Origin of the sequence: Nonomuraea sp. NPDC005501 (assembly GCF_040605905.1) — a bacterium.
Lineage (GTDB): Bacteria > Actinomycetota > Actinomycetes > Streptosporangiales > Streptosporangiaceae > Nonomuraea.
In genome coordinates this window covers 128,317-153,814 of sequence record NZ_JBEXDT010000002.1, presented here as the reverse complement: position 1 = coordinate 153,814, position 25,498 = coordinate 128,317, and the positions used below count along the sequence as shown (strand labels likewise).

Here is a 25,498-nt window from a genome sequence, read left to right as displayed (position 1 = left end):
GACATCCATGACGTACAAGCACAGGAACGGCGCCGGACACGCCACACGCCGAACGCATGAGGGCTTGCCGATCACGGTCGAACAGCAGCGCTGCACCTGCGATGCCCGCGTGAGCGCGCGGCCGCGGGGCGGCTGGGTGGATCCCGCTCGTCGGTCGGCGGCGGGCGTGCATGCCGGCGTGTCCGAGGGCTGCAAGGTGGGGGTCGTGCAGGGGCCGAAGCAGGACAATGAGGCGGACTACACCGTCGTGCGGCTCATGCATCGTTCCCTGCGCGACGACCTGCACAGGCTTGCCGAGCTGATCGGCGGCCTGGCGGACACCGTCGACGCGTCAGCCGTGCCGCCCGTCTCCACAGCGGTGGCCGACGCCGGGGAGAGGTCCTGGGGTACGTCGGAGCCCGGTGGTGGGTCGGAAGGCCCGCGAGGCAGGTCGTACCGGCTCCCTGGGAGGCGTCCGGACCCGGCGTTGATGTCCCGGCGGCGGGCCGAGGCCGTGCGGGACTACGTCACGCTGGTGTGCGATGAGATGGACCGGCACCACTACTGCGCGGCGCAGTTCCTGTGGCCGCTCATCGCCGAGTCCGCCGGAGCCGCCATCGACATGCGACCGTACCGGGAGAACCGTGAGCTGCTGACGCCGATTCTGGCGGGGCTGCGGGCGGCGGCCGACCAGTTCACCGTCGATCCCGAGTCGGGGGCGGCTCTGCTCGCCGCCCTGCTGCGGGCGGTCAGGGACCGGGTCGACCAGCACATCGACCATCTGGACCACGACGTCCTGCCCCTGATCGCACGGTACGTCTCCGTGGAGGACTTCGCGGTGGCCGAGCGGCAGATGTGCAGGACCATCTCCTTCGACCGCGTCCCCTTGGTGCTGCCCTGGGCCGCCAGACTGGCGACCCGGGAGGAACGGCACCGGCTCCTGCGGGAGGCCGGGATCGGGAGGCGGCTCCTGCGGGTGTTGTCCGCGCGCGCGTACGTACGGCTGGAGCGACGGGTGTTCGGGCCCATCGCCAGGTGATCCGGCACGACCTGGCCGTCGAAGGGGTCGGTCAGCGAGTCAGTTCCCAGCGGGCGCCGTGCGGGGTGTCCTCGACCGTGATGCCCGCCGCCGCCAGCCCGTCCCTGATGGCGTCCGCCGCCGCGTAGTCCTTGCGCGCCCGTGCCGCCGTACGCTGCTCCAGCGCCACCGCCACCAGCGCGTCCACCACCGGCTTGAGGTCGGAGCCGGCCTCGCGCCACTGGGGCGAGCGCGGATCGAGGCCGAGGACGTCGAGCATGTTCTGCGTCTCGGCGAGCAGCCGGGCCACGGCCTCCTTGTCGCCGCGCGACAGCGCCACGTTGCCCTCGCGCACGACCTCGTGGACGACGGCGAGCGCCTGCGGCGTGCCCAGGTCGTCGTTGAGCGCGTCCACGAACGCCTGCGGCAGCGGCGCGTCGGCGTCCACGTCGTGGATGACCTCGGCCGCCCGCGTCACGAACCCCTCGATGCGCTGGTAGGCGGCCGCGGCCTCCTGCAGCGCCTCCTCCGAGTACTCGATCGAGGAACGGTAGTGCGGCGCCGCCAGGTAGTAGCGCAGCTCCACCGGCCGTACCTTCTGCACCATCTCCGGGATCAGCAGCGAGTTGCCGAGCGACTTGCTCATCTTCTCGGCGCCGATCTTGACCAGGCCGTTGTGCATCCAGTAACGCGCGAACCCGTCGCCCGCCGCCTGGGACTGGGCGATCTCGTTCTCGTGGTGCGGGAAGATCAGGTCGAGGCCGCCGCCGTGGATGTCGAACGTCGGCCCCAGGTACTTGGTCGCCATCGCCGAGCACTCCAGGTGCCAGCCGGGACGGCCGAGCCCCCACGGCGTCGGCCACGTGGGCTCGCCGGGCTTCGCGCCCTTCCACAGGGCGAAGTCGCGGGGGTCGTGCTTGGACGTCTCGTCGTCGGTGTCGGCGGCCGGCCGCATGTTCTCCAGCTTCTGGTTGGAGAGCTTGCCGTACTCGTCGGCGTACGAGACCACGTCGAAGTAGACGTCGCCGCCGGAGGCGTAGGCGTGGCCGCGCTCGATCAGCCGCTCCATGAGCGTGATCATCTCGGGCACGTGGCCGGTCGCGCGCGGCTCGACGGTCGGGGGCAGGCAGCCGAGCGTGTCGTACGCCCAGGTGAACGCCCGCTGGTTGCGCTCGGCCACCACGAACCAGGGCACGCCCTCCGCGGCCGACACCCTGATGATCTTGTCGTCGATGTCGGTGACGTTGCGGCAGAACGTCACCTCGTACCCGGAGCGCAGCAGCCAGCGGCGCAGCACGTCGAAATTCACACCTGAGCGGATATGCCCGATATGCGGCGGAGCCTGCACGGTTGCGCCACACAGGTAAATCGACGCCCGGCCGGGTTCCACAGGAACGAATTCGCGAACGGCGCGTGTGCTGGTGTCGTACAAGTGCAGGCTCACGGTGAAAGGCTAACGCCTCAGGCACGCTCACATGCCGAATAAATCACCCCCGCAGGATGACGCGTTCGGGAGTGACCCTGACGATCAGGCGCCGAACCCCCGGCTGGTCCTCCCACGGCTGTCCGGAGTACTTGTGCGAGAGCTCCTGGATCAGCTTGCCTTCAGGGTCGTCCTCCAGGGTCACCCGGCCGCGCACCTCGGCGTACCTGAAGGGGTTCGCGGGGTCGATCACGAGCAGGCTGGTGCGCGGGTCACGCTCGAAGTTGCGGGGCTTCACACGTCCCGCGGCGGTCGAGAACAGCACGTCGTTCCCGTCCGTACGCACCCAGACCACAGTGTTCTGCGGTGATCCGTCCGCGTTGAGGCTGGTCACCGTCGCGTAGTTCGGTCCGTCGAACAACTCGCGCACGCCATCCGAAAGCTCGGCCATGGTCTCTCCTCGATCAGTCGTGAACGCCATTCTTCTGTAGGCTCGACAGCGCCATGGACGTGACTCCCCCCTCTACGCTCCGCCGCCTCGGCATCGCCCTGGCCGGTGTCGCGGTCGCCGCGCTGACCGGCGCCGCGTGCGCGCTCTCCTTCGACGACCTGCGCTCGCTGGCCCTGCGCGGCGAGGCGCGGGCCGACCTCGCCTACCTCTATCCCGCGGCGTTCGACGCGGTGCTCGCGGTCGCGCTGATCAGCCTGCTGCTGCTGCGCTCGGCGCGGCTGCTCGTGCGGATCCAGACGGCGATCGTCCTGGTCGTGCTGCTGGTGGCCGCCGCCGCGACCAACGTCTCGACCGCGCTGCGGCTGGAGCCGGACGCACGGCAGGCCGCCGTCGGCGTGGCCGTGGCGCCGTGGGTGATGCTCGCGGTGGCGCTGTGGCTGTGGCTGCTGCTGATCAAGCACGTCCAGGGTCGCCGCTCCGCGCGTGACTCCGTACGCGACGGCGACCGGGCCGACGACGGGGAGCAGGGTGGTGACACGGATCTCGTCCCCTTCCCCCGGGGTCGCGCGGCCGACACGCCGCCGCCCCTCTCCGAGACGCCGCCGCTCACCGAGCCGGTGCAGCAGGTGCTGGAGCCGACGCCGGTCGTCGGCCCGACCCCTGCGCCCGAGACGCCGCCGATCTCGGAGCGCGTCACCAGCTGGCCGACGCCCGACCCGGCGGCCTCGGACCGACCCGGCGATGCCGGCCGTTCCGAGCGCACCGAGGAGGAGGCGGCGGAGTCGCCGCACGAGGCCGCGGAGTCGCCGCATGAGGCGGTCGCCCCCCGGGAGTCCCCGGTCCCCAGCACGGAAGCCGCGCCCCGCGAGGACACGGCGACCGGGGAACAGGCGGTGTCTCGTGAGGAGCCCGTGCCTCCGCAGGACCTCGCGCCCCGGGAGGAGGCCGTGGCCCATGCCGTCTCCCAGGAGGGGGACGCGCCGCAGCAGCAGGCATCTGCGGAGGAGGTCGCGCCCGAGGAGGCCGCACCTCGGGAGGAGGCTCCGCGGCGTCCGGTGCGCTGGGGGGATCGGGTGAGGCCCGCCGACGTGCTCGTCCATCCCCGCACCCCGGCGGGCAAGGACGCCGACACCCAGCCCGTCCAGGTGTTCTCCGACGACACCGCCCGCGCCCGCTCCCGCTCCACCGCCGCGCCCGAGACGGCCGCACCTCAGCACGCCTCCCGGGCCGCCGCTCGGAACACCGCGGCAGGCGACGCTCCAGAGGCCGATCCGGGCGACGCCCACGACCCGCAGGATCGCCAGGACGCCTCGCACGGCGGCCCCACCGCCCGGCGCGGGATCTCCGGGGAGCGTGACGAGTCCATGGTGGACACCGCCCCCCATCCCGTCGTCCACGAGGAGCCCGCCGCGGCGTACGACGCTCCTGCGGGCCGCATGCGCAGCACGCCGCTCCCACCGGAGGACTCCGACACGAAAGAGGCACCAGAGAGCCCCTGAGAGGCTCACAGGCCCTCCCAAGGGGCAATGCGAGGCCCCAGGCAACACGGAGACCCGCTCGGCGAACCGAGCGGGTCTTTCCGCATATACCGTGTGCCGCGCCTCACTCAGAGGCGCGGGGTCGTGGTCCTAGATGGTCCGCGAACCGCTGCCGCGGCGCAGTCCCGCCACGAGACCGACACCCACGATCGCCAGGACGACCTGCATCACGAGCTCGATCCAGTCGATGCCCGGAGTGGTCTCAACGCCCAGAACCTGCGCGATGAGGGTGCCCAGCAGGGCGGCCACGATGCCGACGACGACGGTGAGGATCCACCCGATGGCCTGCCTGCCCGGAAGCAGCAGACGGCCGACGGCGCCGACGACGGCGCCGATGACGATCGCGCCAAGGATGGACTGGATTGTCATGATACGAAACCTCCCCATGAGGGTGAGCCGTTCACTCTCTCACGGTGAGATCAGTACCCAGGCCCGCACGATTATGCGTAGAAATTACGTTGGCCCTGCTCAGACACCTGTAGTGCCCGGTCCGTGTGTTCTCCCGGTGCTCATCCGGGACACCAGCAGCACCCCGGCGATGGCGAGCACCAACTGAAGGATGTGCTCGATCCAGTCGATGCCTTTGGTGTCGGCCCAGCCGGCGAGTTGGGCGATGAGCGTGCCCAGCAGAGCGGCCACGATGCCGACGATGAGCGTCAGCCCGATGCTCATGTTCTGCTTGCCGGGAACGATGAGTCTCGCCAGCGCGCCGATGATGGCACCGATGACGACGGCAGAGACGATGGCGCCGATCATGTGTACTCCCCCCGAGACGTTCACATGCCATAAGGGGACGTACCCGGCATAATCCAGCATTACCCCCGCCGAGAGGCGACGGTCCGTACCGCGCCAGTGACGGACCGTCGCCTCGGTCGGCGCGGCGGGCGTGGGGGCGGCGCCCGCCGGGGGCGCCGCTCAGTCGGCGACCCGTTAGAAGACGCGCTCAGAGGTGGAGAGGTTGACGACGAGCGCGGTGGCGATGGCGGCGACGCCCTCGCCCCGGCCGGTGAGGCCAAGCCCGTCGGTGGTGGTGGCGCTGACGCTCACGGGCGCGCCGATGGCGGCCGACAGCGTCTTCTCGGCCTCGGCGCGGCGTGGCGCGAGCTTGGGCCGGTTGCCGATGACCTGGAGCGCGACGTTGCCGATCTCGAACCCGGCGGCGCGCACCTGGCGGGCGGTCTCCTCCAGCAGGACGGTGCCCGAGGCGCCCGCCCAACGGGGGTCGGCGGTGCCGAACAGGCCGCCCAGGTCGCCGAGCCCGGCGGCGGACAGCAGCGCGTCGCAGGCCGCGTGCGCGGCGGCGTCGCCGTCGGAGTGGCCCGCGAGGCCCGTCTGACCCGGCCAGTGCAGGCCGGCGAGGTGCAGCTCGCGCCCGGATGCGAACGGGTGGACGTCGACTCCGACGCCCACCCGGGGGATGCTCGTGCTCAGGAGTTGAGGACCTCGTCGAGCAGGGCCTCAGCCTTGTCCTCGTTGGTCTTCTCGGCGAGCGCGAGCTCGCTCACCAGGATCTGGCGCGCCTTGGCGAGCATGCGCTTCTCACCGGCGGACAGGCCGCGCTCGCGGTCCCTCCGCCACAGGTCGCGGACCACCTCGGCGACCTTGTTCACGTCCCCCGACGCGAGCTTCTCGAGATTGGCCTTGTAGCGACGGGACCAGTTGGTCGGCTCCTCCGTGTGCGGCATCCGGAGGACGTCGAAAACCCGCTCGAGGCCTTCCTGGCCTACAACATCACGCACGCCGACGAGTTCGGCGTTTTCGGCTGGCACCTGGACGGTAAGGTCGCCCTTGTCGACCTTGAGCACCAGGTAGGTCTTTTCCTCACCCTTGATGGATCGCTTGGTGATTGCCTCGATCCGAGCAGCCCCATGGTGGGGGTAGACGACAGTGTCGCCGACCTGGAAAGTCATGTGACAAGTACCCCTTCCGCTGTACTCCAGGGTACCACGCGTTCACAGCCTCCCGGAACAGTGAAATCACCATAACTGCAGGTCAAAGCCGCATATTAGGGGTTGACAACCCGTCAACTGTATGAATCGCATATGCCCGCACGGCTAATGACCTGCGGGGGCGCGGGAATGACCATGGAATCGATCGATATGGTAGGCGCTGCACCATCATGCATGCGCGATACAAGGAGAACCCGCCCGTGACCAGCCGTCGCTGGATTGTCGCCACCGCCGCGCTCCTGGCAGCTCCCGTTCTTGCCGGCTGCTCGGCTGGATTCGGCGCCAACACCGCCAAACCGTACGCACCCAACGAGGCAGGCGTCCTCATCGAGCAGGGCAAGTACGGCTCGCGTGGCATCCAGATCCCCCAGGCGTTCGTCCTCGGGCCCGACTCGGGGGCCCAGCTCGCGTGGCGCGGCTCCGCCCCGATCTACCTCAACATCATCAACACCGCCGGCGCGCCCGACACCCTCACGGCGGTCTCCGCGGGGTCGCTCGGCAACGTGAAGGTGGCCACGCCGATCCAGCTCCCCAGCAACCAGCTCGTCAACACCGGCAAGCCGACGCCGCAGCTCATCCTGGAGGGCCTCGCCAAGAGCCTCAGGGGCGGCGAGACCGTCAAGCTGGACCTCACCTTCGCCAACGCCGGCCTCGTGTCCCTGAACGTGCCTGTGGTCACGCGCAGCCGCGAGTTCAAGGACTACCCGCCGGCCCCAGGCGCCACGGCGGCCCCGACGCCCACGCCGACGCCTTCCGCCACGGAGAGCGAAGCCGCCCACTGACCGTCCGCGGCGCCGGTCCGCATCGACGCTCCACAACGAGAGACCCCGGTCCGCGCCGCGAGGCGGGCCGGGGTTTTCCATGCGCAGGAAGACGGGCGCGGATGACGGGCGCGGACTGCGGGCGCGCCGCCGGGCGTGTCGCCGTGGCCTGAGGCGGCCCGCGCCCGCTCAGGAGTCGGAGCCGTCCAGAAACCGGGGGCTCTCCAGGAGCCGGGGGCTGTCCAGGAGCCGGGGGCCGCTCAGGAGTCGGTGGCGTCGAACTTGTAGCCGAGCCCCCGCACCGTCAGGATGCAGCGCGGGTTGGACGGGTCCGCCTCGATCTTCGCGCGCAGCCGCTTGACGTGCACGTCCAGGGTCTTGGTGTCGCCCACGTAGTCGGCGCCCCAGACCCGGTCGATGAGCTGTCCGCGCGTCAGCACGCGGCCGGCGTTGCGCAGCAGCACCTCCAGCAGCTCGAACTCCTTCAGCGGAAGCTGCACCTGCTCGCCCCGCACCGCGACGACGTGCCGGTCGACGTCCATGCGGACCGGGCCGACCGCGAGGACCGCGGTCTCCAGCTCCTCCACGGGGTCGCCCTGCCGACGCAGGACGGCGCGGATGCGCGCCACGAGCTCCCGCGAGGAGAACGGCTTGGTGACGTAGTCGTCGGCGCCCAGCTCCAGGCCCACGACCTTGTCGATCTCGCTGTCCTTGGCCGTCAGCATGATGACCGGGACCTTGGAGCGCTGCCGCAGCGAGCGGCAGACCTCGGTGCCGGGCAGGCCGGGCAGCATGAGGTCCAGCAGCACCAGGTCGGCGCCGTTGCGGTCGAACGTCTCCAGCGCCTCGGGGCCGGTCGCCGCGATGGAGACCTCGAACCCCTCCTTGCGCAGCATGTAGGACAGCGCGTCGGAGAAGGACTCCTCGTCCTCCACCACCAGTACTCGGGTCATCGGGCCGCCTCCAGGGGGTTAGCGGTTGGTACGGGCACTGCCGTGCCGCCGAAGGCGGGCAGCCGCAGCGTGAACGTGGAGCCGGAGCCTTCCTTGCTCCAGACCGAGACCTCGCCGGCGTGCGCGGCGGCGACGTGCTTGACGATCGCCAGGCCGAGGCCGGTGCCGCCGGTCGCGCGCGACCTGGCCGCGTCGACGCGGAAGAAGCGCTCGAAGATGCGCTCCAGCGACTCCTCGGGGATGCCGATGCCCTGGTCGCTGACGCTGATCTCGACCGAGTCGCCGGCCGGTCTGACGCTGACGACCACGCGGGTGTGCTCGGGGCTGTAGGCGATGGCGTTGTCGATGAGGTTGCGCAGGGCGGTGACGAGCAGCTCGTCGTCGCCCCAGGCGCGCAGCCCCTCGGCGCCGCCGGTGACGAGGGTGATGTCCTTGGCGCTGGCGCGGGTGTTGCAGTGGTCGATGGCGTCGTGCACGGCCTCGTCGACGACCACCTGGCCGGGGGTGGGGATGGGCTCGGCGCCCTGGATGCGGCTCAGCGTGATGAGGTCCTGGACGAGGTAGGTGAGCCGGGCCGCCTCGTGCTGCATGCGGCCGGCGAACCGGGTGACCGCCACCGGGTCGTCGGCGGCGTCCTGGACGGTCTCGGCGAGCAGGCTCAGAGCCCCCACGGGGGTCTTGAGCTCGTGGCTGACGTTGGCGACGAAGTCGCGGCGCACGGCCTCGACCCGGCGCCGCTCGGTCTGGTCCTCGGCGAGCACCAGCACCTGGCCGTAGGAGCCGAGAGGCGCCACCCGGACCGCGAAGCTGGTGGTCTCCTGGCCGAACTTGTGGCCGGCCACGTCGATCTCGGTCTCCCGGATCTCACCGTCCCTGCGTACCTGCCGGGCCAGGGCTAGCAGCTCGGCGGCCATCAGCCTGTCGCCCTTGACCAGCCCGAACGCGCGCGCGGCGGAGCTGGCGCGCAGCACCCGGTCGTGCGCGTCGAGGACGACGGCCGAGGAGGGCAGGACGGCCAGCACCGACGCCACGCCCTGCGGCAGCGCGCCCGGATCGGGCGCCTCAGGCTCGGCGGCTCGTCGCGGCGCCTCGATCTGGTTGCGATAGAACAAGATCGCGAAGGCCCCCACGACGAAGCCCGCCAGGGCCGCGAAGCTCATGGCCATCTCACTCATGCCTTCGATGGTAGGCGGCCGACTTCCGGCGACAGACCTTCCACCTGGGCATGAACACCGCTTTCCCGGAAAGTTCATCTGACGGTAGGGGTTCGTTCATCAACGCGCACATACGGTGACGGCATGCGCGACGCGTACCATGAGGAACTTGACTCCCTGACTGACAAGCTCGTCGAGATGACCAGGCTTGTCCGCTCGGCCATCTCCCGGGCCACGACCGCCCTGCTGGACTCCGACCTCCAGCTCGCGGAGAGCGTCATCTCCCGCGACCAGGAGGTGAACGCCATCTTCGAGGACGTCGAGGCGTCGATCTTCGAGCTGATGGCCCGCCAGCAACCGGTCGCGGTGGACCTCCGGATGGTCATCACCGCGCTGCGCATGGGCACCGACCTGGAGCGCATGGGCGACCTGGCCGTCCACGTGGCCAAGGTGGCGCGGCTGCGCCACCCCGAGTCGGCCATCCCGGCCGAGGCGCGCTCCACGATCGTGGAGATGGGGCAGATCGCCGAGAGCCTGGTCACCAAGGCCGGGAGCTGCATCGCCTCCCGCGACGTCGACGCGGCGCTGGAGCTGGACCAGGACGACGACGCCATGGACAGGCTGCACCGCAGGTTGTTCCGGACGATCCTGGCCAAGGACTGGGCGCACGGCGTGGAGCCGGCGATCGACATCACGCTCATCGGCCGTTACTACGAGAGGTACGCCGACCACGCGGTGCGCGTCGCGGGGGCCGTGGTGTACCTGGTGACGGGCTCGCGTCCGGCCTGAGCCCATCCGCTGGAGTGCCGGCCCGCCGAGCGGGCCGGCACCTTCTTTCTGCGGTGAGCCGGTCTCAGCGGCCCTGGTTTTCTGCGGTGAGCCGGTCTCAGCGGCCCTGGTTGGCGACGGCCGTGATGGCCGCCGCGGCCGCGTCGGGGTCGAGGTACTCGCCGCCCCGGCGCAGCGGCCGGAACGACTCGTCCAGCTCGTAGCGCAGCGGGATGCCGGTGGGGATGTTGAGGCCGGCGATCTCCTCGTCGCCGATGCCGTCGAGGTGCTTGACCAGCGCGCGCAGGGAGTTGCCGTGCGCGGCCACGAGCACCGTGCGGCCGGCCGCCAGGTCGGGGACGATCGAGTCGTACCAGTACGGCAGCATCCGGTCCACGACGTCCTTCAGGCACTCCGTGCGGGGCATGAGCTCCGGCGGCAGCAGCGCGTAGCGGGGGTCGCCTGCCTGGGAGTACTCGTCGCCGTCGGCGATCGGGGGCGGCGGCACGTCGTAGGAGCGGCGCCACAGCATGAACTGCTCCTCGCCGAACTCCTCGCGCGTCTGCGCCTTGTTCTTGCCCTGCAGGGCGCCGTAGTGGCGCTCGTTGAGCCGCCAGGAGCGGCGCACCGGCAGCCAGAGGAGGTCGGCCTCGCCGAGCGCGAACTGGGCCGTCTGGATGGCCCTGGTCAGCAGGCTGGTGTGGACCACGTCGGGCCGCAGCCCGGCCTCCACCAGCAGCCTGCCGCCCCGGCGGGCCTCGTCCTCGCCCTTGGCCGACAGGCTGACGTCCACCCAGCCGGTGAACAGGCCCTTAGCGTTCCAGTCGCTCTCGCCGTGCCGCAGCAGCACCAAAGTCGCCATGCCGCCAATCCTAGGGGCCCCCGCAGAACCCCACCGGGTCAGGTCCGCACCCGGTCCGGGTCGGCGAAGCGGGCGAACGCCTGGAGGTTGGCCAGCGACTCCCCCCGCCTGGCCCGCCACTCCCACTCGCGCCGGATCGACGAGGCGAAGCCCAGCTCCAGCGCCCGGTCGAACCAGTCGTCGGAGTAGGTCAGCACGCAGCCGAGGACGCGGTCCACCTCCTCCTCGCTGACGGCCGTGAGCGGCACCCGGCCCACGAGGTAGACGTCGCCCACGGGGTCGACGGAGAAGTGCACGCCGTACATGCCGCCGTTGCGGCCGAGGAGCCACTTGTAGAACTCGGCGTGGTTCTCGTCGGGCTGGCGGCAGAAGAACGCCTCGACGTGCAGCGCCTGCTCGCCGACGATCAGCCAGGTCATGGTGGCCAGCTTGTGCTGGCCGGGCAGCTTCACCAGGAAGGCTCCGGGCCGGGGCTCGTCGTAGGAGACGTCCGCGGCCTTGAGCGCGGCTTCGACGACATCGCGCATGCCGTACACCCTACGAGTTGACGGCCAGGGGCACCGAGTGGAGATGGCCGACGGCTTCGGCGTAGACGTCCCTGAGGCGGGAGCCGGTGGCCTGCCAGCCGAAGGCGGCGGCGTGCGTGCGCGCGCCCGCCGACAGGCCCTCGCGCCAGCGCGGCGAGGTCAGGAAGCGGCGCAGGGTGCGCGCCCACTCGTGGGAGTCGTGGCCGTCCACGAGGACGCCGGACACCCCGTCGCGTACGGCCGTGCGCAGCCCGCCCACGGCCGCCGCAGCGACGGGGGTGCCGCATGCCTGCGACTCCAGCGCGACCAGCCCGAACGACTCGCTGTAGGAGGGCACGACCGTGACGTCGGCGGCGCGGTACCAGTCGGCCAGCTCCTGCTGCGGCGCGGGCGGCACGAGCCGCACCACGTCGGCGATGCCCAGCTCGGCGGCCAGCTCGGTGAGGATCGAGGGCCTGGCCAGGCCGTTGCCGGAGGGGCCGCCCACGCAGGCGACGACGAGGCGCTCGCGCAGCGACGGGTCCTCGATGAGCATGCGGGAGGCGGCGCGCAGCAGCACGTCGGGGGCCTTCAGCGGCTGGATGCGGCCGACGAACAGCAGGACGTGGGCGTCCTGCGGCAGGCCGAGCCGGTGGCGGGAGGCGCCCTTGGAGGCGGGCTGGAAGACGGTGAGGTTGACGCCGGGGTTCACGACGGCGACCCGGTCCTCGGGGGCACCGTACAGCTCGATGAGCTCGTGGGCCTCGTCCGCGGTGTTCGCGACGAGGCGGTCGGCGATGTCCACGACCTGCTGCTCGCCGACGACGCGGGCCTGCGGCTCCGGCTTGTCGCCGCGGGCCAGCAGGCGGTTCTTGACCTTGGCCATGGTGTGCATGGTGTGGACGAGGGGCACGCCCCAGCGCTCCTTGGCCAGCCAGCCGACCTGGCCCGACAGCCAGTAGTGGGAGTGGATGACGTCGTAGCGGCCCGGGTCGTACATGGCCTCGGTGCGGAGGACGCCGGACAGGAACGCGCAGAGCTGGGCCGGCATGTCGGCCCGGTCGAGCTCCTCGTACGGGCCCGCGGTGAGGTGGCGGACGAGGACGCCGGGGGCGAGCTCGGCCACGGGTGGCAGGTCGCCGGCGGTGGCGCGGGTGAAGATGTCCACCTCCACGCCGAGCTGGGCGAGCCGCTTGGCGGACTCGACGATGTACACGTTCATGCCGCCGGCGTCGCCCGTGCCGGGCTGCTCCAGCGGTGACGTGTGCATGCTGATCGTCGCGACCCGGTTGACCGGCCGTCGCCTCACCCGACATCACCTCCAAAAGGCAAGTAACCATCCGGGTCTTTCCGGCATTCCCGACATGTGGTCACAGCAGGGGGTCGTGAAGGGGGCTGGCAGGATGTGGCCCATGAGGAGAACGGCTGTGGTGACCGGTGCGAGCAGCGGCATCGGCGAGGCGACGGCGCGGCGGCTGGCCGCGGAGGGCTACGACGTGGTGGCGGGCGCCCGGCGGCGCGAGCGGCTGGAGCGGCTGTCCGAAGAGGTGCCCTCCATCAGGCCCGTCACACTCGACGTGACCTCGCAGGAGTCGGTGGACGAGCTGGCCGCCTCGCTGGAGCGCTGCGACGTGCTCGTCAACAACGCCGGCGGCGCCCTCGGCATGGAGAGCGTCGCCGAGGCGCGGCTCGACGACTGGCAGAGCATGTACGACACGAACGTGCTCGGCACGCTGCGCGTGACCCAGGCGCTGCTGCCCAAGCTGGTCGAGTCGGGTGACGGCGTGCTCGTGCTGCTCACCTCGACCGCCGGGCTGACGCCCTACGAGGGCGGCGGCGGGTACGTCGCGGCCAAGCACGCCCAGTCGTCCATGGCCGGCACGCTCCGGCTGGAGCTGGTCGGGCAGCCGGTACGGGTGGTGGAGATCGCTCCCGGCATGGTGCGGACCGAGGGGTTCGCGGTGACCCGGTTCCGTGGTGACGAGGCCGCCGCCTCCCGGGTGTACCAGGGCGTGCCCGACCCGCTGGGCGCGGACGACGTGGCCGACGCGATCGTCTGGTGCGTCACCCGGCCCGCCCACGTCAACATCGACCGGATCGTCATACGTCCCCGCGCGCAGGCCGCCCAGCACAAGGTCCACCGCGTCGGTGGCTAGGCCGGCCGGCTCGGCGGGCAGGCCGGTCGGCTCGATCACCCGGGGCACGACCGGGCAGAACCGGCTGCGGCGGGCCGACCGGTGGATCGTCGCGGCGCACGGCGGCCTGCTCCGCGCCGCCGAGCGGCCCCTGGTCGTGGACCTGGGCTACGGCGCGTCCCACGTGACGACGCTGGAGCTGTTCACGCGGCTGCGCCGGGTGCGGCCCGACGTCGAGGTCACGGGCATCGAGATCGACCCGGCGCGGGTCGCGCTGGCCAAGCCGTACGAACGGCCGGGGCTGAGCTTCGCGCTCGGCGGGTTCGAGCTGCCCGTGGCGCGCCCGCCGATCCTGGTGCGCGCCTTCAACGTGCTGCGCCAGTACGACGAGACGGAGGCGTGGCACTACTGGGACCTGCTGCGCGGCCGGCTCGCCCCCGGGGGCGTCCTGGTGGAGGGCACCTCGTCCGAGGTCGGCCACCGCGCGGTCTGGGCCGGGCTGAGCGCCGAGGGCCCGCGCACGCTGACGCTGTCGGCCCGGTTCGACGCCTTCGAGCGGCCCTCCGACCTGGCCGACCGGCTGCCCAAGACGCTCATCCACCGCAACGTCCCGGGTGAGCGCATCCATGCCTTCCTGCGCGACTTCGACCACGCCTGGGCGGTCTGCGCGCCGTACGGGGTGCACGGGCTGCGGCAGCGGTGGCTGGCGGCGGTGGGCATGCTGAGCCGGACGTGGCCCATCCCACGCGGTGCGCCGCTGGGCGGGGTGGCGCGGTGGCGGCTGGGCGAGGTCACCCTGCCGTGGCAGGCCGTCGCGCCCCTGACGGGGCCCCGCTGACCGCCTCCGCATGATCCTTGCCGGCTGGTGAGGAGATCGTCGACCGGTGTGCCGGAGGTCTCACGACATCGGATGCGTGCTCGACAGGTCGTAGTACTACGCTGGAGAGTGTGAAGGGTCTCGGCGAGCTGGAACGCAGCATCATGGACATCCTCTGGGCGCAGAGCGGGGCGCTGACCGCCCGCGAGGTGGGCCGGCTCATCGCCGACCGCGACCTCGCCCCCACCACGGTCATGACCGTTCTCGACCGTCTCACCCGCAAGGGGTTCCTTCAGCGCACCCGTGACGGCAGGGCTTGGCGCTACGAACCGGCGGCGACCCGCGACGCGTACGTCGCGGAGCTTATGCTGGAAGCGCTCGACATGACGGGCGACCGCTCGGCCGCCCTCGCCCGCTTCGCCCAGGCCGTGTCCGGCCCGGAGGCGGAGATCCTGCGAAGAGCCCTCACGGAGCTGGAGGACGAGTGACCACGGCAGCGGTGCTGGCAGCGCTCGCCACGGCGTGCGCGCTCGGCTCCTGGCGTTTCACCACGGCCCGCTGGACCTCCCGGGCCCCCAGGACGGCGATCCTCCTCTGGCAGGCCCTGGGCGTGTCCTGGGGCATGGCCACCACCGGCTCGATGCTGGCCTTCGCCGTCCAGCCGTACGGCGAGGGCGTGCTGCACGGGCTGGTCTCCTTCGCCGCCGGCCGGTCCCCGCGCGAGGCGTGGGACCCGCTGCACGTGGTGGCGATGATCGCCGGCCTCACCGCGCTGGCCGTGCTGGTCGCGGTCCTGCTCACCGCGGGCGTGCAGGCGCTGCGGGCCCGCCGCCGGCACCGCATGCTGCTGGCCCTGATCTCCCACGACGACCCGGTGCTGCCCGGCGTCCGCGTGCTCGACCACCCCAGCGCCGCCGCCTACTGCGTGCCGGGCCTGCGCTCGCAGGTGGTCGTCAGCCAGGGCGCGCTGAGCCTGCTGTCGAAGGACGAGATGGCCGCGGTGCTCGCCCACGAGGCGGCCCACGTGCGCGAGCGGCACGACCTGGTGCTGCTGCCGTTCGGTGCGCTGCGCAGGGCGCTGCCCTGGTCGAAGGTCGTCTGCGACGCGCAGGCCCAGGTGGAGCTGCTCATCGAGATGGCCGCCGACGACCGCGCCCGGCGCTACTGCTCGCCGCGCCGGCTCGCGACCGCGCTGCTCAGGTTCGGTACGGCCGGGGCGATGCCGACGCCGAGCGGCATGCTGGGCGTCGGCGCCCAGAACCTCATGGCCCGGGTCGACCGGCTGCTCAAGCCGGTGCCGGAGCTGCCGGCGAGCCTCCGCTACGGCGCCGTCGCGCTGTCCGTGACGTTGGTCACGTCCGCTCCGCTCCTGTGGATCTACCAGCTCTAGTGCTTGCTGGTGTTAGCCACTTCGTTTGCAATTGCAAGCAGGGTGACGCACAATAGAGGCATGGCACTACCGAAGGTCGGTTCGATCGGCGAGTACATCCGCGAGCAGAGGACGCAGGCGAAGATCTCGATGCGTCAGCTCGCCGCGGCGGCGGGGGTCTCCAACCCCTACCTCAGCCAGATCGAGCGCGGCCTGCGCAAGCCGAGCGCGGAGATCCTCAACCAGATCGCCAAGGGCCTGCACATCTCCGCCCAGGCGCTCTACGTGCAGGCCGGCCTCATCGAGGACCGTGAGACCCCGAGCGACGTCGTCACCGCCATCAGGGCCGACACGCATCTCACCGAGCGGCAACGCCAGGTGCTGATTGATATCTATGAGTCGTTCCGCAAGGAGAAGCGCGCCGGAGATGAGCAGACCTCCCAGAAAGCTCATCCCCGGAGCGGCTCCGTCACGAACGACGAGCAGCCGCTGCCGGAGGAGCTTCTCGCCGCTCTTGAGCCCTACGCGGCATCCACCGACAACGGCACCGTCAACCAGGAAACCAAGGAAGGTTAACCCATGACGCTCGCCACCGAGGTCAAGAAGCTCACCGAGTCCAAGCCGTTCTACGCCGTCGCGGGCGTCGGCGACTACGCCGTCGAGAAGCTGCGCGAGCTCCCCGAGCAGCTCCAGAAGCTGCAGGCGCGCCGGCCCGAGCTCGGCAAGGACCTGCCCGAGCTGGCCCGCTCCTACGCCGACAAGGCGGAGGGCTTCGCCAAGGAGCTGCCGGAGAAGGCCCGCGGCTACGCCGACCAGCTCACCCAGCGCGCCACCGTGGCCTACGAGGACTTCGCCTCCCGGGGCCGCAAGGCCGTCAGCAAGGTGAGCGGCGAGGCCGCGCTGGAGCTGGAGGAGGTGTCGGAGGCCGCCGAGCCGCCCGTCGCCACCCCGGTCACCCCGGCCCGCAAGACCCGCACCACCCCCAAGGCCAAGTCCTGACGCCTGCCGCCTGAGGCCCGTCCCCGTCACGGGGACGGGCCTCTCGCATGCCGTGGCGCCCCGTTCCGGGGCGATGGCCGTCGCGCGGGTGCTCGGCGGGCCGCCCCGGCTATTAGGCTGGGGCCCGATTCATCGCGAGCGTGAGGCGGAGCGCACACATGGACATCGTCAACGGCGGCCTGAACTTCCTCTTCCTGCTGCTCGCCGTCGCCATCCTCGGCATGTCGGCCTACGGGCTGCTGCACGCGCTGCGGGTGCCGCCGGCCGCGTTCGTCGCCGCGGGCAAGCTGAAGAAGAACATCTGGCTGATCATCCTCGCGCTGGCGACGCTGTTCTCGCTGGCGGGCGCGTGGTCGTTCCTCAACGCGTTCCTGCTCGTCGGCGGGCTGCAGTTCATCGGGCTCGGCGCGGTCAGCTTCTTCTCGATCATCGCGGTGATCGCCGCCGTGGTCTACATCGTGGACGTGAAGCCGGCCGTCAAGGGCATGGGTCGCGGCGGCAACAACGGCCCCTACGGACCCTGGTGACCCCGGGCCGTCCGCCTCGGCACGGCTAGCTGCGCAGCGCGCTGGCCAGCCAGCGGGCCAGCATGAGGTGTCCGGCCCGCGTCGGGTGGACGCCGTCGGGCAGCACCACGCCCGACGGGTCGCCGCCGGCCCACCGGCTCCGCAACGGGTCGAGGAACTCCACGCCCTCCTCCCGGGCGACCCCGGCCAGGGTGTCGCGCACCCGCAGGGCCTTGGGCGGGACCTTCCCCAGCCAGATGGGGCCGACGACGACGATCCTCGTGGCGGGCCAGTGCTCGCGGGCGTCGCGCACGAGGGTGGTGGCCGCCCGGCCGAGCTGCCCGGTGGTCCAGCGCTGGTCGTTGTGGCCGCCGGAGACGACGAGCACGTCAGGGGCCGGGCGCCAGGACAGCTCCTCCTCGTACGACTGCTGGAACGTGCGCCCGGCGCGCCCCCGGTTGAGGAAGCCGGTGCCGCCCGCGCCGGCGACGACCGGCTGCCAGCCGAGCAGGCGGGCGGCCTGGCACGCGTAGGCCCGCCACTGCGGCACCGGGCCGGAGCCGACCGTGAAGCTGTCGCCCACGACCATCATCACCGGCGCCGCACCGGGCTCGCGGCGGGGCGGGGGCGCGGGGGCGGAAGCGGCCGCGCGGCGGGGCGGGGTTGCGGGGGCGGGTGCGGGGGCGGAAGCGTCCACGGGGCGCGCGGACGAGGCGCCTGACGACGCCCTGAGCGAGCTGGTGGGGCCCTGCGACTCCGCGGAAGTCGCGCATCCCGATATCACTGGACATATCGCCAGGAGCAGCGCGGCCGATGCGGTCAGGGGGGAACGCACCCGGTCGCGCATCGCCACCTCAGGAGCTCTAGGCTGCCGCCATGACCATCGACCTCCATGGACGCACGCGAAGGCTGGAGCTGTCCGACCAGAGCCTTCGCGACTTCGAGGCGGTCGTCCTCGAAGCGACGCCCGACGGAATCGTCTTGGACCGGTCGGCATTCTATCCGGGCGGGGGCGGCCAGCCCGCCGATCACGGAGTTCTGCTCTGGCAGGGCGTGGAGACGCGGATCGCCGGCGTGCGCAAGGGCGACGACCTCCAGCTCGTCCCCGCCGAGGGCGACCCGATCCCGCCGGCGGGCACGACCGTCCGGGCGGCCGTGGCCGACGAGCGCCGCTCCGCCCTCATGCGCACCCATTCGGGGCTGCACGTGCTGTGCGGGGTGGTCTTCCGCGACTACGGCTCGCTGGTGACGGGCGGCAACATGGAGCCCGCGATCGTGCCCGAGCGCGGCACGGTCGGCGTGGCCCGCATGGACTTCAACATGCCGGAGGTGCCGCCGGGGTTCCGCGACGCGGTGGAGGCCGCGTGCAACGCCGAGATCCAGGCCGACCGGCGCATCGACGTGCGGGTCCTGCCCCGGCAGGAGGCGTTCGCCATCCCCGACATCATCCGCACCGCGACCAACCTGGTGCCGGAGTCGGTGAGCGACGTCCGGATCGTGGACATCGTCGGGCTGGACACGCAGGCCGACGGCGGCACCCACGTGGCCTCCACCAGGCAGATCGGCAGGTTGCGGGTGGCCAAGATCGAGAGCAAGGGCCGCGGCTTCCGCCGCGTCCGCGTCGAGATCTGCGACTGACCTCCGCCCGCCGCCTCACCGCCCTTCGACGACCCGCGCCAGGCCGTCGAGCAGCGGGCGCAGGCCGAACTCGAAGAGCCGGTCGAGGTCCAGCTCGAAGTCGCCGCCCATGTCCTCGACCACCCGGGTGAACGTGGGATAGCCGCCCAGCGCGGTCAGCGCCGGGTAGGCGGCGTGCTGGTCCATCCACTCCTCGTCGGTCAGGCCGGTGGTGGCCTGCGCCTGCTGCTCCAGCTCCAGGTTGGCCGCGATGCCCTGGACGTAGCTGTAGAGCAGGATGTGCACCTGCATCATCGTGACCGGGTCGAGGCCGCGGCCGTCGAGGGCGGCCAGCGCCCACTCGGTGTGCCGGAGCAGCCCTGCGGAGGGCCGCGGCCGGGTGAGCGAGGTGACCCACGCCAGCCACGGGTGCCGGCGGCAGGCGGCCCACTGCAGGCGCGCGGACACCTCCAGCCGCGCCCGCCAGCCGGGCGGCGGCTCGTCGGGCAGCGGGAACTCCGCGATCACCGCGTCGGTCATCAGCCCGACGAGGTCGTCCTTGCTCCGCACGTGGCGGTAGAGCGACATGGTGGACACGCCGAGCCGCCCGGCGACGCCGCGCATGGAGACGGCGGCCAGCCCCTCGGCGTCGGCCATCTCGACCGCCACGCCGACGACGCGCTCGCGCGTCAGCTCGTGCTCCCCTCCACCGGACCGCCGGGCGGACGGCATCGGGGCCCGCTGGGCGGCTCCCGGCCGCCACGAGGTCACCAGCGTGCCGACGCGCGGCTCCGCCCTGACCACGCCTTCCTGGGCGAGCGCGGTGAGCGCCTTGGCGGCCGTGGCGAGCGCGACACCCCAGTCCTGGGCGAGCCGCCGGGTGGAGGGCACGCGGTCGCCCTCCTTGAGCTCACCGCGAGCCACGCGGGCCTTCACGTCCTCGACGATCCGCAGGTACGGCGGAGCCGGCATCGAACCTCCTGGTCATAGCTGTACTAGTACAGTATAGCGCATCGGCCTGGTTGTATGTGGTCAAAGTACGGCGTACATTCAGCTGCGTACAGCGTCCATACAGTTAAGGGGATCACATGAACACCGTCCTCGTCTCCGGCGCCGGCATCGGCGGCCCCGTCCTCGCGTACTGGCTGGGGCGGCACGGCTTCGACGTGACGATCGTGGAGCGCGCGCCCGCCCCGCGCCGGGGCGGCCAGGCCGTCGACCTCCGGGGCGCCGCCGTCACCGTCGCGGAGCGGATGGGCATCCTGGAGCAGGCTCTCGCCCTGAAGACCGACATGCGCGGCATGTCCATGGTGGACGGCGACGGCAACGAGACCATGCGCACCACCGAGCGCACCGTCAGCGCCGGCCGGCTGGACGGGGACGACATCGAGATCATGCGCGACGACCTCGTCGCCGTCGTCACCGGAGCCGCCCGCGACGCCGAGACGATCTACGGTGACTCGATCACCGCGCTGGAGCAGGACGGCGACGGTGTGGACGTGACGTTCGAGAGCGGCGGGCGGCGGCGGTTCGGCCACGTCGTCGGGGCCGACGGGCTGCACTCCAACGTGCGCGCGCTGGCGTTCGGCGACGAGTCGCGGTTCGTGCGCCACCTCGGCATGTACGTCTCCATCTACAGCGCGCCCAACTTCCTCGACCTCGACCGCTGGCAGGTCTGGCACCGCGAGGGGGACGCCGGCTACGGCGTCTACAGCGCCCCCGGCAACGCCACGATCCGGGTGAACGCCGGCTTCGGCGCCGGCCCCATCGCGTACGACCACCGCGACGTCGACGCGCAGAAGCGGCTGGTCGAGGAGCACTGCTCGGCGCTGCGCTGGGAGACGCCGCGGCTGATGAAGGCCATGTGGGAGGCGGACGACTTCTACTTCGACGCCATGGCCCAGATCCACATGGACCGCTGGTCCACGGGGCGGGTGACGCTGCTGGGCGACGCGGGCTACTGCGCCTCGCCGCTCTCGGGGCAGGGCACCAGCCTGGCCATGGTGGGGGCGTACGTGCTGGCGGAGGAGCTGGGCGCGGACCGGGACGGGGCGTTCGACCGGTACGAGGAGCGGATGCGGCCGTTCGTCCGGCTCAACCAGGAGCTGGCCACGGAGAACCCCGGCGGCCCCGCCTCCGACGAGAGCGTGCGGCGGGCGGCCACGGCCATCTCCCTCGACCGCTGACCCGGTCCCCCTGATCACCGCGAAGGCGGCGCGCCGGTTGCCGCTACGATGTCCGGCCATGACGGGATTCAGGCGTGCGCCGGCCGCCACGAGCGCCGCCGTTCTGGCATCAGCTGCCCTGGGGGCGGCGCTCCTCGCGACCACCCCGGCCCCGGCCCAGGCCGCCCCCGCGGGGATCGTCGACCAGATCACGATGACCCTCCGCAAGGACGGCACCCTGCACGTCTCCGAGAAGATCTCCGGCGCCACGGGCCCGCTCCAGCGGACGTTCCTCACCAGGACCCGCCACGACGACGCCGACGACCGGCTGTACCAGATCTCGAACGTCAAGGGCGGCAAGCTGTCCGGCGACGTCCTGGCGGTCACCGCGCCCGCCACGGTGGAGTACGACGTCAAGGGCACGGTGACGCCCGCCGGCGGCGTGCGGGAGCTGCGCTGGTTCGCGGTGAACGGCTGGAACGCCCCCGTCGCCAAGGCCACGGTCAAGGTCGCCGGGCCCGGCCTGGTGCAGAGCCTGTCGTGCTTCGCCGGGGAGCTCACCTCGGCCGTCGGCTGCACCTCGGCGTCCATGGACCACACCGGCACCGAGGCCGACTTCGAGCAGGCGAACCTGGCGCCCGGCCAGGCGCTCACCGTCGTCGTCGCCTACCCCGAGGACTCCGCCGCCGGGGGGCCGATCCTCGACCGGCGCTTCTCGCTGACCTCGGCGTTCGCCCTGGACACCGTCACCGGCGGCGCGCTCGCCGCCCTCCTCGTGCTGCTGCTCGGCGGCCTGGGGCTGCTGTACTGGACGCGCGGGCGCGACGCCAGGGTGGTGGCCCACGGCAAGGACCACGACCAGGGCGCGGCCGTGCCGGTGCAGAACGGGCACTTCTCGCCGCCCGACGGGGTGCGGCCCGGTCAGATCGGCACACTCGTGGACGAGCAGGCCGACGTGGTGGACGTGACGGCGACCATCGTGGACCTGGCCGTGCGCGGGTTCCTGCGGATCGACGAGCAGCCCCGGGAGACCTACGACGCGCCCGACTGGATGCTGGTCAGGGTGCCGTCCGGGCACCCCGCCGCGCTGCTGCCGTACGAGCGGGCGCTCTACGACGCGATCTTCGACGGGCGCGACGCGGTCATGCTGTCACAGCTGTCCGGCTCGTTCGCCAGCCACCTCGGCGAGGTGCGCGACGCCCTGTACGCCGACGTGGTCAGGCAGGGCTGGTTCGCCCGCCGCCCCGACACCGAACGTACCCGGTGGACGCTGGCCGGCGTGGTGCTCATCGGCGTGGGCCTGCTCGCCACCGTGGCGCTCGCCTGGCTCACGACGTACGGCCTGCTGGGTCTGGCCCTGGTCATCGCGGGTGGGGCGCTGGCCGTGGGCGGGCAGTACATGCCGGCCAAGACGGCCCGCGGGTCGGCGGCGCTGGCGCACACGCTGGCGTTCCGGGAGTACCTGTTCTCGGGCGACCTGGGCGAGGTGCCGGAGCAGCACCGGGTGGAGCTGTTCTCCCGTTACCTCCCGTACGCGGTGATCTTCGACGGGGTGGAGCACTGGTCGCGGATCGTCGCCTCGGTCACGGGCAACGGGCGGGAGGCCGACAACCTGTACTGGTACCACGGGCCGGCGGAGTGGGACCTGTCGAAGTTCGCGGGCTCGATGCGCACGTTCACGACCACCACCTCGGGCGCCATCTCGGCGACCCGCCAGTTCCGCACCCTCTGACCGGTCGCCGCCGGCCTTCTCCCTCCGATTCGCCTGGTCAGCGGGGTGCGGAGGGCGTACCGGAGGGTAGGCGACCCGGTGGACGGCGGGAACGGACGGCGCGCCGACGGCTCCGGGCGGGCCTGCCGCGGCCGGCGGACGCCGGCGTGAAAGGATCAGGCGTGCGCGACGAGGAACTGCTGACAGCCGCGGCCAGTGGCGACCCCGTCGCCGTGCGCGAGGCCGTGACCGAGGGCGCCGATCTGGAGGCCCGCGACGCCCGGGGCCGCACCCCGCTGCTGCTGGCGGCCGCCGCCGACCACGTCGAGGTGGCGCAGCTCCTCGTGTCCGCGCGGGCCGACCCCGGCGCGGCCGACCTCCAGGGCGACACCCCATGGCTGGTCAGCGGGGTGACGGGCAGTGTGGCCATGCTGCGCGTGCTGCTGCGCGCCGGGCCCGATGTGAACAGCAGCGACCGCAACGGAGCCACGGCGCTCATCACGGCCTGTGAGCGCGGCCACACCGGCTACGTGCGCGCGGTGCTGGAGACGGGCGCCGACGTGGACCACACTGACGACGTGGGCCGGACGGCGCTGCTGAAGGCGGTCATCGCGGGCGACGGCTCGGAGGGCTACCAGGAGATCGTCCGGCTGCTGCTCGCGGCCGGGGCCGACCCGCGCCGGACCGACCGGGACGGGGTCTCGGCGTTCGAGCACGCGGTCGTCAGGGGGCAGCTGGAGATCGCCGCCGTCCTGCGCGACGCCACGCACCCCCGCCTGTGAGCCCGCGGAAACCCTCCGGGCGCTATCGCGGGGCCAGCCCCGACAGGAGCGCGTCGAGGGCGTAGGTGAAGCGGTCCTCGTGGTCCCGCGCGGTGCCCAGCCCGGCCGCCAGCGCCTGTCCGACGACGGGGTGGCGCGCAGGGTCGAACCGCGGCTCGGGGTCGGGCCCGTCGTGTCCCGGCGTCCGGCCGGCCTCCGCGAGCACCTGCCCGATGACGAACGTGGCCAGCGTGGTGATCACATGGAGCGCGTCGGTGGGGCTGAAACGAGCTCGTCGAGGAGGGCGACCGGGTCGTGGCGCGGCTGCTCATGACAGGCACGCACACCGGCCACCACCCGCGCATGCCGAAGCCGACCGGGAAGAGCTTCGCCGTCGAGGCGATCTTCATCTTCACGGTGCGCGACGGGAGGATCAGCGAGATCCGCGCGGTCAGCGACCGCCTGGGCCTGTTCTTCCAGCTCGCCTGGGACTGGCCCGAGGCCGACTGAGAGCCGTCCGGCGCGGGACCGGCTGGAGTCGTCAGGCCGGCGAGGACGCCAGGCGCAGCTCGCCGACGGCCCGGCCGCCGCCCAGCACCGGCGTCGAGGAGGGCAGGCCCGGCGCGTCCAGGCCCAGCGAGCGCAGCGCCGCCACCGTCACCGGCGTGCGGGCCCGCTGCGCCCCGTCCTCCACCTTGACCGCCCCCGCCCGGCCGTCCTCGAACACGAAGACCTCGAACCCCTCCGCCCCCGACTTCAGCATCAGCCCCGGCACGGCGCGCATGAGCGAGACCTCCACCCGGCTGGTGCCCGACGTCCACTCCGGGTACGCGGTCACGGCCTCGAAGATCCGCCGCTCGTACGACCCCGCCTCCCCCAGCGGGAACGCCCGGAAGGCCCGCGTCATCCCCAGCATCGACACGAAGTACAGCGGCGCGCCGCAGCCGTCCACGCCGGAGGCCGCCATCCGCTCCCCCGTCAGCTCCTCCACCGTGGCGCGGATCGCCCGCTGGAGCGGGTGGGTGACCTCCAGGTACGTGTCGAGCGGCCAGCCGTTCGCCGCGCAGGTGGCCAGCATGGCGGCGTGCTTGCCCGAGCAGTTCATGAAGACGCGGGCCCGCTCGGACACCGTCCGGTCCTCGGGGTGATCCTCCGGGCACCGCAGCGCCGACTCGTCCAGGCCCGCCCCGGCGAGGATCTTCCGTACCCCCTCCACGTGGAACGGCTCGCCGGCGTGCGAGGCGCAGGCCAGCGCCAGCAGCTCGCCCGCCAGGTCGAGCCCGCTGCGCAGCATGCCGAGCACCTGGAGGGGCTTCATCGACGAGCGCGGCGACGCCGGCACGTGCACCGCGCCGTGCGCCTCCACCGGGCCGCCGTCCGCGCCGACGGCCAGCATCCGCGCATGATGCCTCGACTCGACGAACCCAGACCGGACAACCTCTACCACCAGCGACATTTCGCGCCCCTTTCCGGCCATGAGTCTACGAAGCGCCCGTCCTACGCCAGAATGGGATCCCATGCGAGCAGTGGTACAGCGGGTGACGTCGGCTTCCGTGGCGGTGGACGGGCAGACGATCGGGGCCATCGACGAGCCCGGCCTCATGGTGCTGGTCGGCGTCACGCACACCGACACGGCCGCCGAGGCCCGCAGGCTCGCCGCCAAGCTGTGGGGGCTGCGCGTCCTGCACGGCGAGAAGTCCTGCTCCGACGTGTCGGCGCCGCTCCTGGTCATCAGCCAGTTCACCCTGTACGGCGACGCGCGCAAGGGCCGGCGACCCACCTGGCAGGCCGCCGCCCCGGGACCCGTGGCCGAGCCGCTGGTGGAGGCCGTGGTGGAGGAGCTGAGGGCTCTCGGAGCCCACGTGGAGACGGGCAGCTTCGGTGCCGACATGAAGGTCTCCCTGGTCAACGACGGCCCCATCACGCTGATCGTCGACGTCTGACGCCTGACGGCCGGGTCCCGGTCGTCACCCCGGCGACGGCCCAGGACACGCACGTGACGGCGGCCCGCACCACTGGCGCGGGCCGGTGCTGCATCCCGCCGTATGTCAGCGGC

General features: G+C 72.2%; 30 protein-coding genes and 2 pseudogenes. 17 read left to right on the top strand and 15 right to left on the bottom strand.

Annotated elements, in window-relative coordinates; translation table 11 throughout:
* Window positions 1-109: 109 nt before the first annotated feature.
* Entirely contained in the window at window positions 110-1,018 is a 909-nt protein-coding gene (locus ABZS51_RS02730; protein ID WP_355435250.1) for a hypothetical protein, read from the top strand.
* 31 nt (window positions 1,019-1,049) lie between these two features.
* On the opposite strand, the gene cysS is transcribed toward ABZS51_RS02730, so the two are convergent.
* Window positions 1,050-2,441 carry a cysteine--tRNA ligase gene (gene cysS / locus ABZS51_RS02725; RefSeq protein WP_355435247.1) on the bottom strand — a complete coding sequence of 464 codons (1,392 nt, stop codon included), beginning with the start codon at window positions 2,439-2,441 and terminating at the stop codon, window positions 1,050-1,052.
* A gap of 43 nt (window positions 2,442-2,484) precedes the next feature.
* Window positions 2,485-2,871 carry a PPOX class F420-dependent oxidoreductase gene (locus tag ABZS51_RS02720; RefSeq protein WP_310706882.1) on the bottom strand — a complete coding sequence of 129 codons (387 nt, stop codon included), beginning with the start codon at window positions 2,869-2,871 and terminating at the stop codon, window positions 2,485-2,487.
* A 53-nt stretch (window positions 2,872-2,924) separates the two neighbouring features.
* On the opposite strand from ABZS51_RS02720, the gene ABZS51_RS02715 reads away from it, so the two are divergent.
* Entirely contained in the window at window positions 2,925-4,370 is a 1,446-nt protein-coding gene (locus ABZS51_RS02715) for a DUF2637 domain-containing protein (RefSeq protein WP_355435244.1), read from the top strand.
* Window positions 4,371-4,499: 129 nt separating this feature from the next.
* Here the strand turns inward: ABZS51_RS02715 and ABZS51_RS02710 are convergent, their stop codons facing one another.
* From ABZS51_RS02710 to ABZS51_RS02695, 4 genes are all read right to left on the bottom strand, one after another.
* Complete coding sequence (locus ABZS51_RS02710) at window positions 4,500-4,778, bottom strand: GlsB/YeaQ/YmgE family stress response membrane protein (protein WP_355435241.1); 279 nt, start codon at window positions 4,776-4,778, stop codon at window positions 4,500-4,502.
* Window positions 4,779-4,877: 99 nt separating this feature from the next.
* Entirely contained in the window at window positions 4,878-5,165 is a 288-nt protein-coding gene (locus ABZS51_RS02705; RefSeq protein ID WP_355435239.1) for a GlsB/YeaQ/YmgE family stress response membrane protein, read from the bottom strand.
* Window positions 5,166-5,339: 174 nt separating this feature from the next.
* The gene (gene ispF, locus ABZS51_RS02700; RefSeq protein ID WP_355435236.1) at window positions 5,340-5,819 is read right to left on the bottom strand and encodes a 2-C-methyl-D-erythritol 2,4-cyclodiphosphate synthase; all 480 of its coding nucleotides are present in this window, start codon (window positions 5,817-5,819) and stop codon (window positions 5,340-5,342) included.
* Between the two features lie 17 nt (window positions 5,820-5,836).
* Window positions 5,837-6,319 (bottom strand): CarD family transcriptional regulator, encoded by a 483-nt coding sequence (locus ABZS51_RS02695; protein WP_043624891.1) that lies wholly within the window; start codon window positions 6,317-6,319, stop codon window positions 5,837-5,839.
* Between the two features lie 239 nt (window positions 6,320-6,558).
* Here ABZS51_RS02695 and ABZS51_RS02690 point away from each other — a divergent pair, with 239 nt between their 5' ends.
* Entirely contained in the window at window positions 6,559-7,140 is a 582-nt protein-coding gene (locus tag ABZS51_RS02690) for a copper chaperone PCu(A)C (RefSeq protein WP_355435233.1), read from the top strand.
* Between the two features lie 239 nt (window positions 7,141-7,379).
* Here ABZS51_RS02690 and ABZS51_RS02685 read toward each other — a convergent pair whose 3' ends face one another.
* Window positions 7,380-8,072 (bottom strand): response regulator transcription factor, encoded by a 693-nt coding sequence (locus ABZS51_RS02685; RefSeq protein WP_310706888.1) that lies wholly within the window; start codon window positions 8,070-8,072, stop codon window positions 7,380-7,382.
* Complete coding sequence (locus ABZS51_RS02680) at window positions 8,069-9,238, bottom strand: ATP-binding protein (protein WP_310707513.1); 1,170 nt, start codon at window positions 9,236-9,238, stop codon at window positions 8,069-8,071. The genes ABZS51_RS02685 and ABZS51_RS02680 overlap by 4 nt, the downstream gene beginning before the upstream one ends.
* 132 nt (window positions 9,239-9,370) lie before the next feature.
* Here ABZS51_RS02680 and phoU point away from each other — a divergent pair, with 132 nt between their 5' ends.
* Window positions 9,371-10,015 (top strand): phosphate signaling complex protein PhoU, encoded by a 645-nt coding sequence (phoU, locus tag ABZS51_RS02675; RefSeq protein WP_310706889.1) that lies wholly within the window; start codon window positions 9,371-9,373, stop codon window positions 10,013-10,015.
* 97 nt (window positions 10,016-10,112) lie between these two features.
* Here phoU and ABZS51_RS02670 read toward each other — a convergent pair whose 3' ends face one another.
* The 3 genes from ABZS51_RS02670 to mshA are packed head-to-tail and all read right to left on the bottom strand — an operon-like array spanning window position 10,113 to window position 12,632.
* Window positions 10,113-10,856 carry a phosphoglyceromutase gene (locus ABZS51_RS02670; protein WP_355435229.1) on the bottom strand — a complete coding sequence of 248 codons (744 nt, stop codon included), beginning with the start codon at window positions 10,854-10,856 and terminating at the stop codon, window positions 10,113-10,115.
* Window positions 10,857-10,894: 38 nt separating this feature from the next.
* Window positions 10,895-11,383 (bottom strand): YbjN domain-containing protein, encoded by a 489-nt coding sequence (locus tag ABZS51_RS02665; RefSeq protein WP_310706891.1) that lies wholly within the window; start codon window positions 11,381-11,383, stop codon window positions 10,895-10,897.
* Between the two features lie 10 nt (window positions 11,384-11,393).
* The gene (gene mshA, locus ABZS51_RS02660; RefSeq protein WP_355435383.1) at window positions 11,394-12,632 is read right to left on the bottom strand and encodes a D-inositol-3-phosphate glycosyltransferase; all 1,239 of its coding nucleotides are present in this window, start codon (window positions 12,630-12,632) and stop codon (window positions 11,394-11,396) included.
* 142 nt (window positions 12,633-12,774) lie between these two features.
* Here mshA and ABZS51_RS02655 point away from each other — a divergent pair, with 142 nt between their 5' ends.
* From ABZS51_RS02655 to ABZS51_RS02625, 7 genes are all read left to right on the top strand, one after another.
* Window positions 12,775-13,518, top strand: a complete 744-nt coding sequence (locus tag ABZS51_RS02655) for an SDR family NAD(P)-dependent oxidoreductase (protein WP_310706892.1) — start codon at window positions 12,775-12,777, stop codon at window positions 13,516-13,518.
* A complete protein-coding gene (locus tag ABZS51_RS02650) occupies window positions 13,511-14,335 on the top strand; it encodes a class I SAM-dependent methyltransferase (protein ID WP_355435226.1) in 825 nt (274 codons plus the stop codon). Before ABZS51_RS02655 ends, ABZS51_RS02650 begins: the two co-directional genes overlap by 8 nt.
* Before the next feature lie 110 nt (window positions 14,336-14,445).
* Window positions 14,446-14,802, top strand: a complete 357-nt coding sequence (locus tag ABZS51_RS02645) for a BlaI/MecI/CopY family transcriptional regulator (RefSeq protein WP_310706894.1) — start codon at window positions 14,446-14,448, stop codon at window positions 14,800-14,802.
* Window positions 14,799-15,704: a M56 family metallopeptidase gene (locus ABZS51_RS02640; protein WP_355435223.1), complete on the top strand. Its 906-nt coding sequence runs from the start codon at window positions 14,799-14,801 to the stop codon at window positions 15,702-15,704. Before ABZS51_RS02645 ends, ABZS51_RS02640 begins: the two co-directional genes overlap by 4 nt.
* Before the next feature lie 60 nt (window positions 15,705-15,764).
* Complete coding sequence (locus ABZS51_RS02635; RefSeq protein ID WP_355435220.1) at window positions 15,765-16,259, top strand: helix-turn-helix domain-containing protein; 495 nt, start codon at window positions 15,765-15,767, stop codon at window positions 16,257-16,259.
* A 3-nt stretch (window positions 16,260-16,262) separates the two neighbouring features.
* Entirely contained in the window at window positions 16,263-16,682 is a 420-nt protein-coding gene (locus tag ABZS51_RS02630) for a hypothetical protein (protein ID WP_355435217.1), read from the top strand.
* Window positions 16,683-16,840: 158 nt separating this feature from the next.
* The gene (locus ABZS51_RS02625; RefSeq protein WP_310706898.1) at window positions 16,841-17,209 is read left to right on the top strand and encodes a DUF2516 family protein; all 369 of its coding nucleotides are present in this window, start codon (window positions 16,841-16,843) and stop codon (window positions 17,207-17,209) included.
* Window positions 17,210-17,234: 25 nt separating this feature from the next.
* Here the strand turns inward: ABZS51_RS02625 and ABZS51_RS02620 are convergent, their stop codons facing one another.
* Complete coding sequence (locus ABZS51_RS02620) at window positions 17,235-17,780, bottom strand: SGNH/GDSL hydrolase family protein (protein ID WP_355435380.1); 546 nt, start codon at window positions 17,778-17,780, stop codon at window positions 17,235-17,237.
* A gap of 284 nt (window positions 17,781-18,064) precedes the next feature.
* Here ABZS51_RS02620 and ABZS51_RS02615 point away from each other — a divergent pair, with 284 nt between their 5' ends.
* The gene (locus ABZS51_RS02615; RefSeq protein ID WP_355435214.1) at window positions 18,065-18,826 is read left to right on the top strand and encodes an alanyl-tRNA editing protein; all 762 of its coding nucleotides are present in this window, start codon (window positions 18,065-18,067) and stop codon (window positions 18,824-18,826) included.
* A 15-nt stretch (window positions 18,827-18,841) separates the two neighbouring features.
* Here ABZS51_RS02615 and ABZS51_RS02610 read toward each other — a convergent pair whose 3' ends face one another.
* Window positions 18,842-19,777 (bottom strand): TetR/AcrR family transcriptional regulator C-terminal domain-containing protein, encoded by a 936-nt coding sequence (locus ABZS51_RS02610; RefSeq protein ID WP_355435211.1) that lies wholly within the window; start codon window positions 19,775-19,777, stop codon window positions 18,842-18,844.
* A gap of 116 nt (window positions 19,778-19,893) precedes the next feature.
* Between ABZS51_RS02610 and ABZS51_RS02605 the strand changes: the two genes are divergently transcribed.
* The 3 genes from ABZS51_RS02605 to ABZS51_RS02595 all read left to right on the top strand — a co-directional run bounded on the left by ABZS51_RS02605 (window position 19,894) and on the right by ABZS51_RS02595 (window position 23,463).
* The gene (locus ABZS51_RS02605) at window positions 19,894-20,991 is read left to right on the top strand and encodes an FAD-dependent monooxygenase (RefSeq protein WP_355435208.1); all 1,098 of its coding nucleotides are present in this window, start codon (window positions 19,894-19,896) and stop codon (window positions 20,989-20,991) included.
* 58 nt (window positions 20,992-21,049) lie between these two features.
* Window positions 21,050-22,702: a DUF2207 domain-containing protein gene (locus ABZS51_RS02600; RefSeq protein WP_355435205.1), complete on the top strand. Its 1,653-nt coding sequence runs from the start codon at window positions 21,050-21,052 to the stop codon at window positions 22,700-22,702.
* A gap of 161 nt (window positions 22,703-22,863) precedes the next feature.
* Complete coding sequence (locus ABZS51_RS02595; protein WP_355435202.1) at window positions 22,864-23,463, top strand: ankyrin repeat domain-containing protein; 600 nt, start codon at window positions 22,864-22,866, stop codon at window positions 23,461-23,463.
* 22 nt (window positions 23,464-23,485) lie between these two features.
* Here ABZS51_RS02595 and ABZS51_RS02590 read toward each other — a convergent pair.
* Window positions 23,486-23,725 (bottom strand): annotated as a pseudogene (locus tag ABZS51_RS02590) (TetR/AcrR family transcriptional regulator C-terminal domain-containing protein); the annotation flags it as partial.
* A gap of 17 nt (window positions 23,726-23,742) precedes the next feature.
* Between ABZS51_RS02590 and ABZS51_RS02585 the strand changes: the two are divergent.
* Window positions 23,743-23,952 (top strand): annotated as a pseudogene (locus ABZS51_RS02585) (ester cyclase); the annotation flags it as partial.
* A 31-nt stretch (window positions 23,953-23,983) separates the two neighbouring features.
* On the opposite strand, the gene ABZS51_RS02580 reads toward ABZS51_RS02585, so the two are convergent.
* On the bottom strand, window positions 23,984-24,898 hold the full coding sequence (locus ABZS51_RS02580) for an asparaginase (protein ID WP_355435199.1): 915 nt from the start codon (window positions 24,896-24,898) through the stop codon (window positions 23,984-23,986).
* 61 nt (window positions 24,899-24,959) lie between these two features.
* Here ABZS51_RS02580 and dtd point away from each other — a divergent pair, with 61 nt between their 5' ends.
* Window positions 24,960-25,385: a D-aminoacyl-tRNA deacylase gene (gene dtd, locus ABZS51_RS02575; RefSeq protein ID WP_355435196.1), complete on the top strand. Its 426-nt coding sequence runs from the start codon at window positions 24,960-24,962 to the stop codon at window positions 25,383-25,385.
* Window positions 25,386-25,498: the final 113 nt, after the last annotated feature.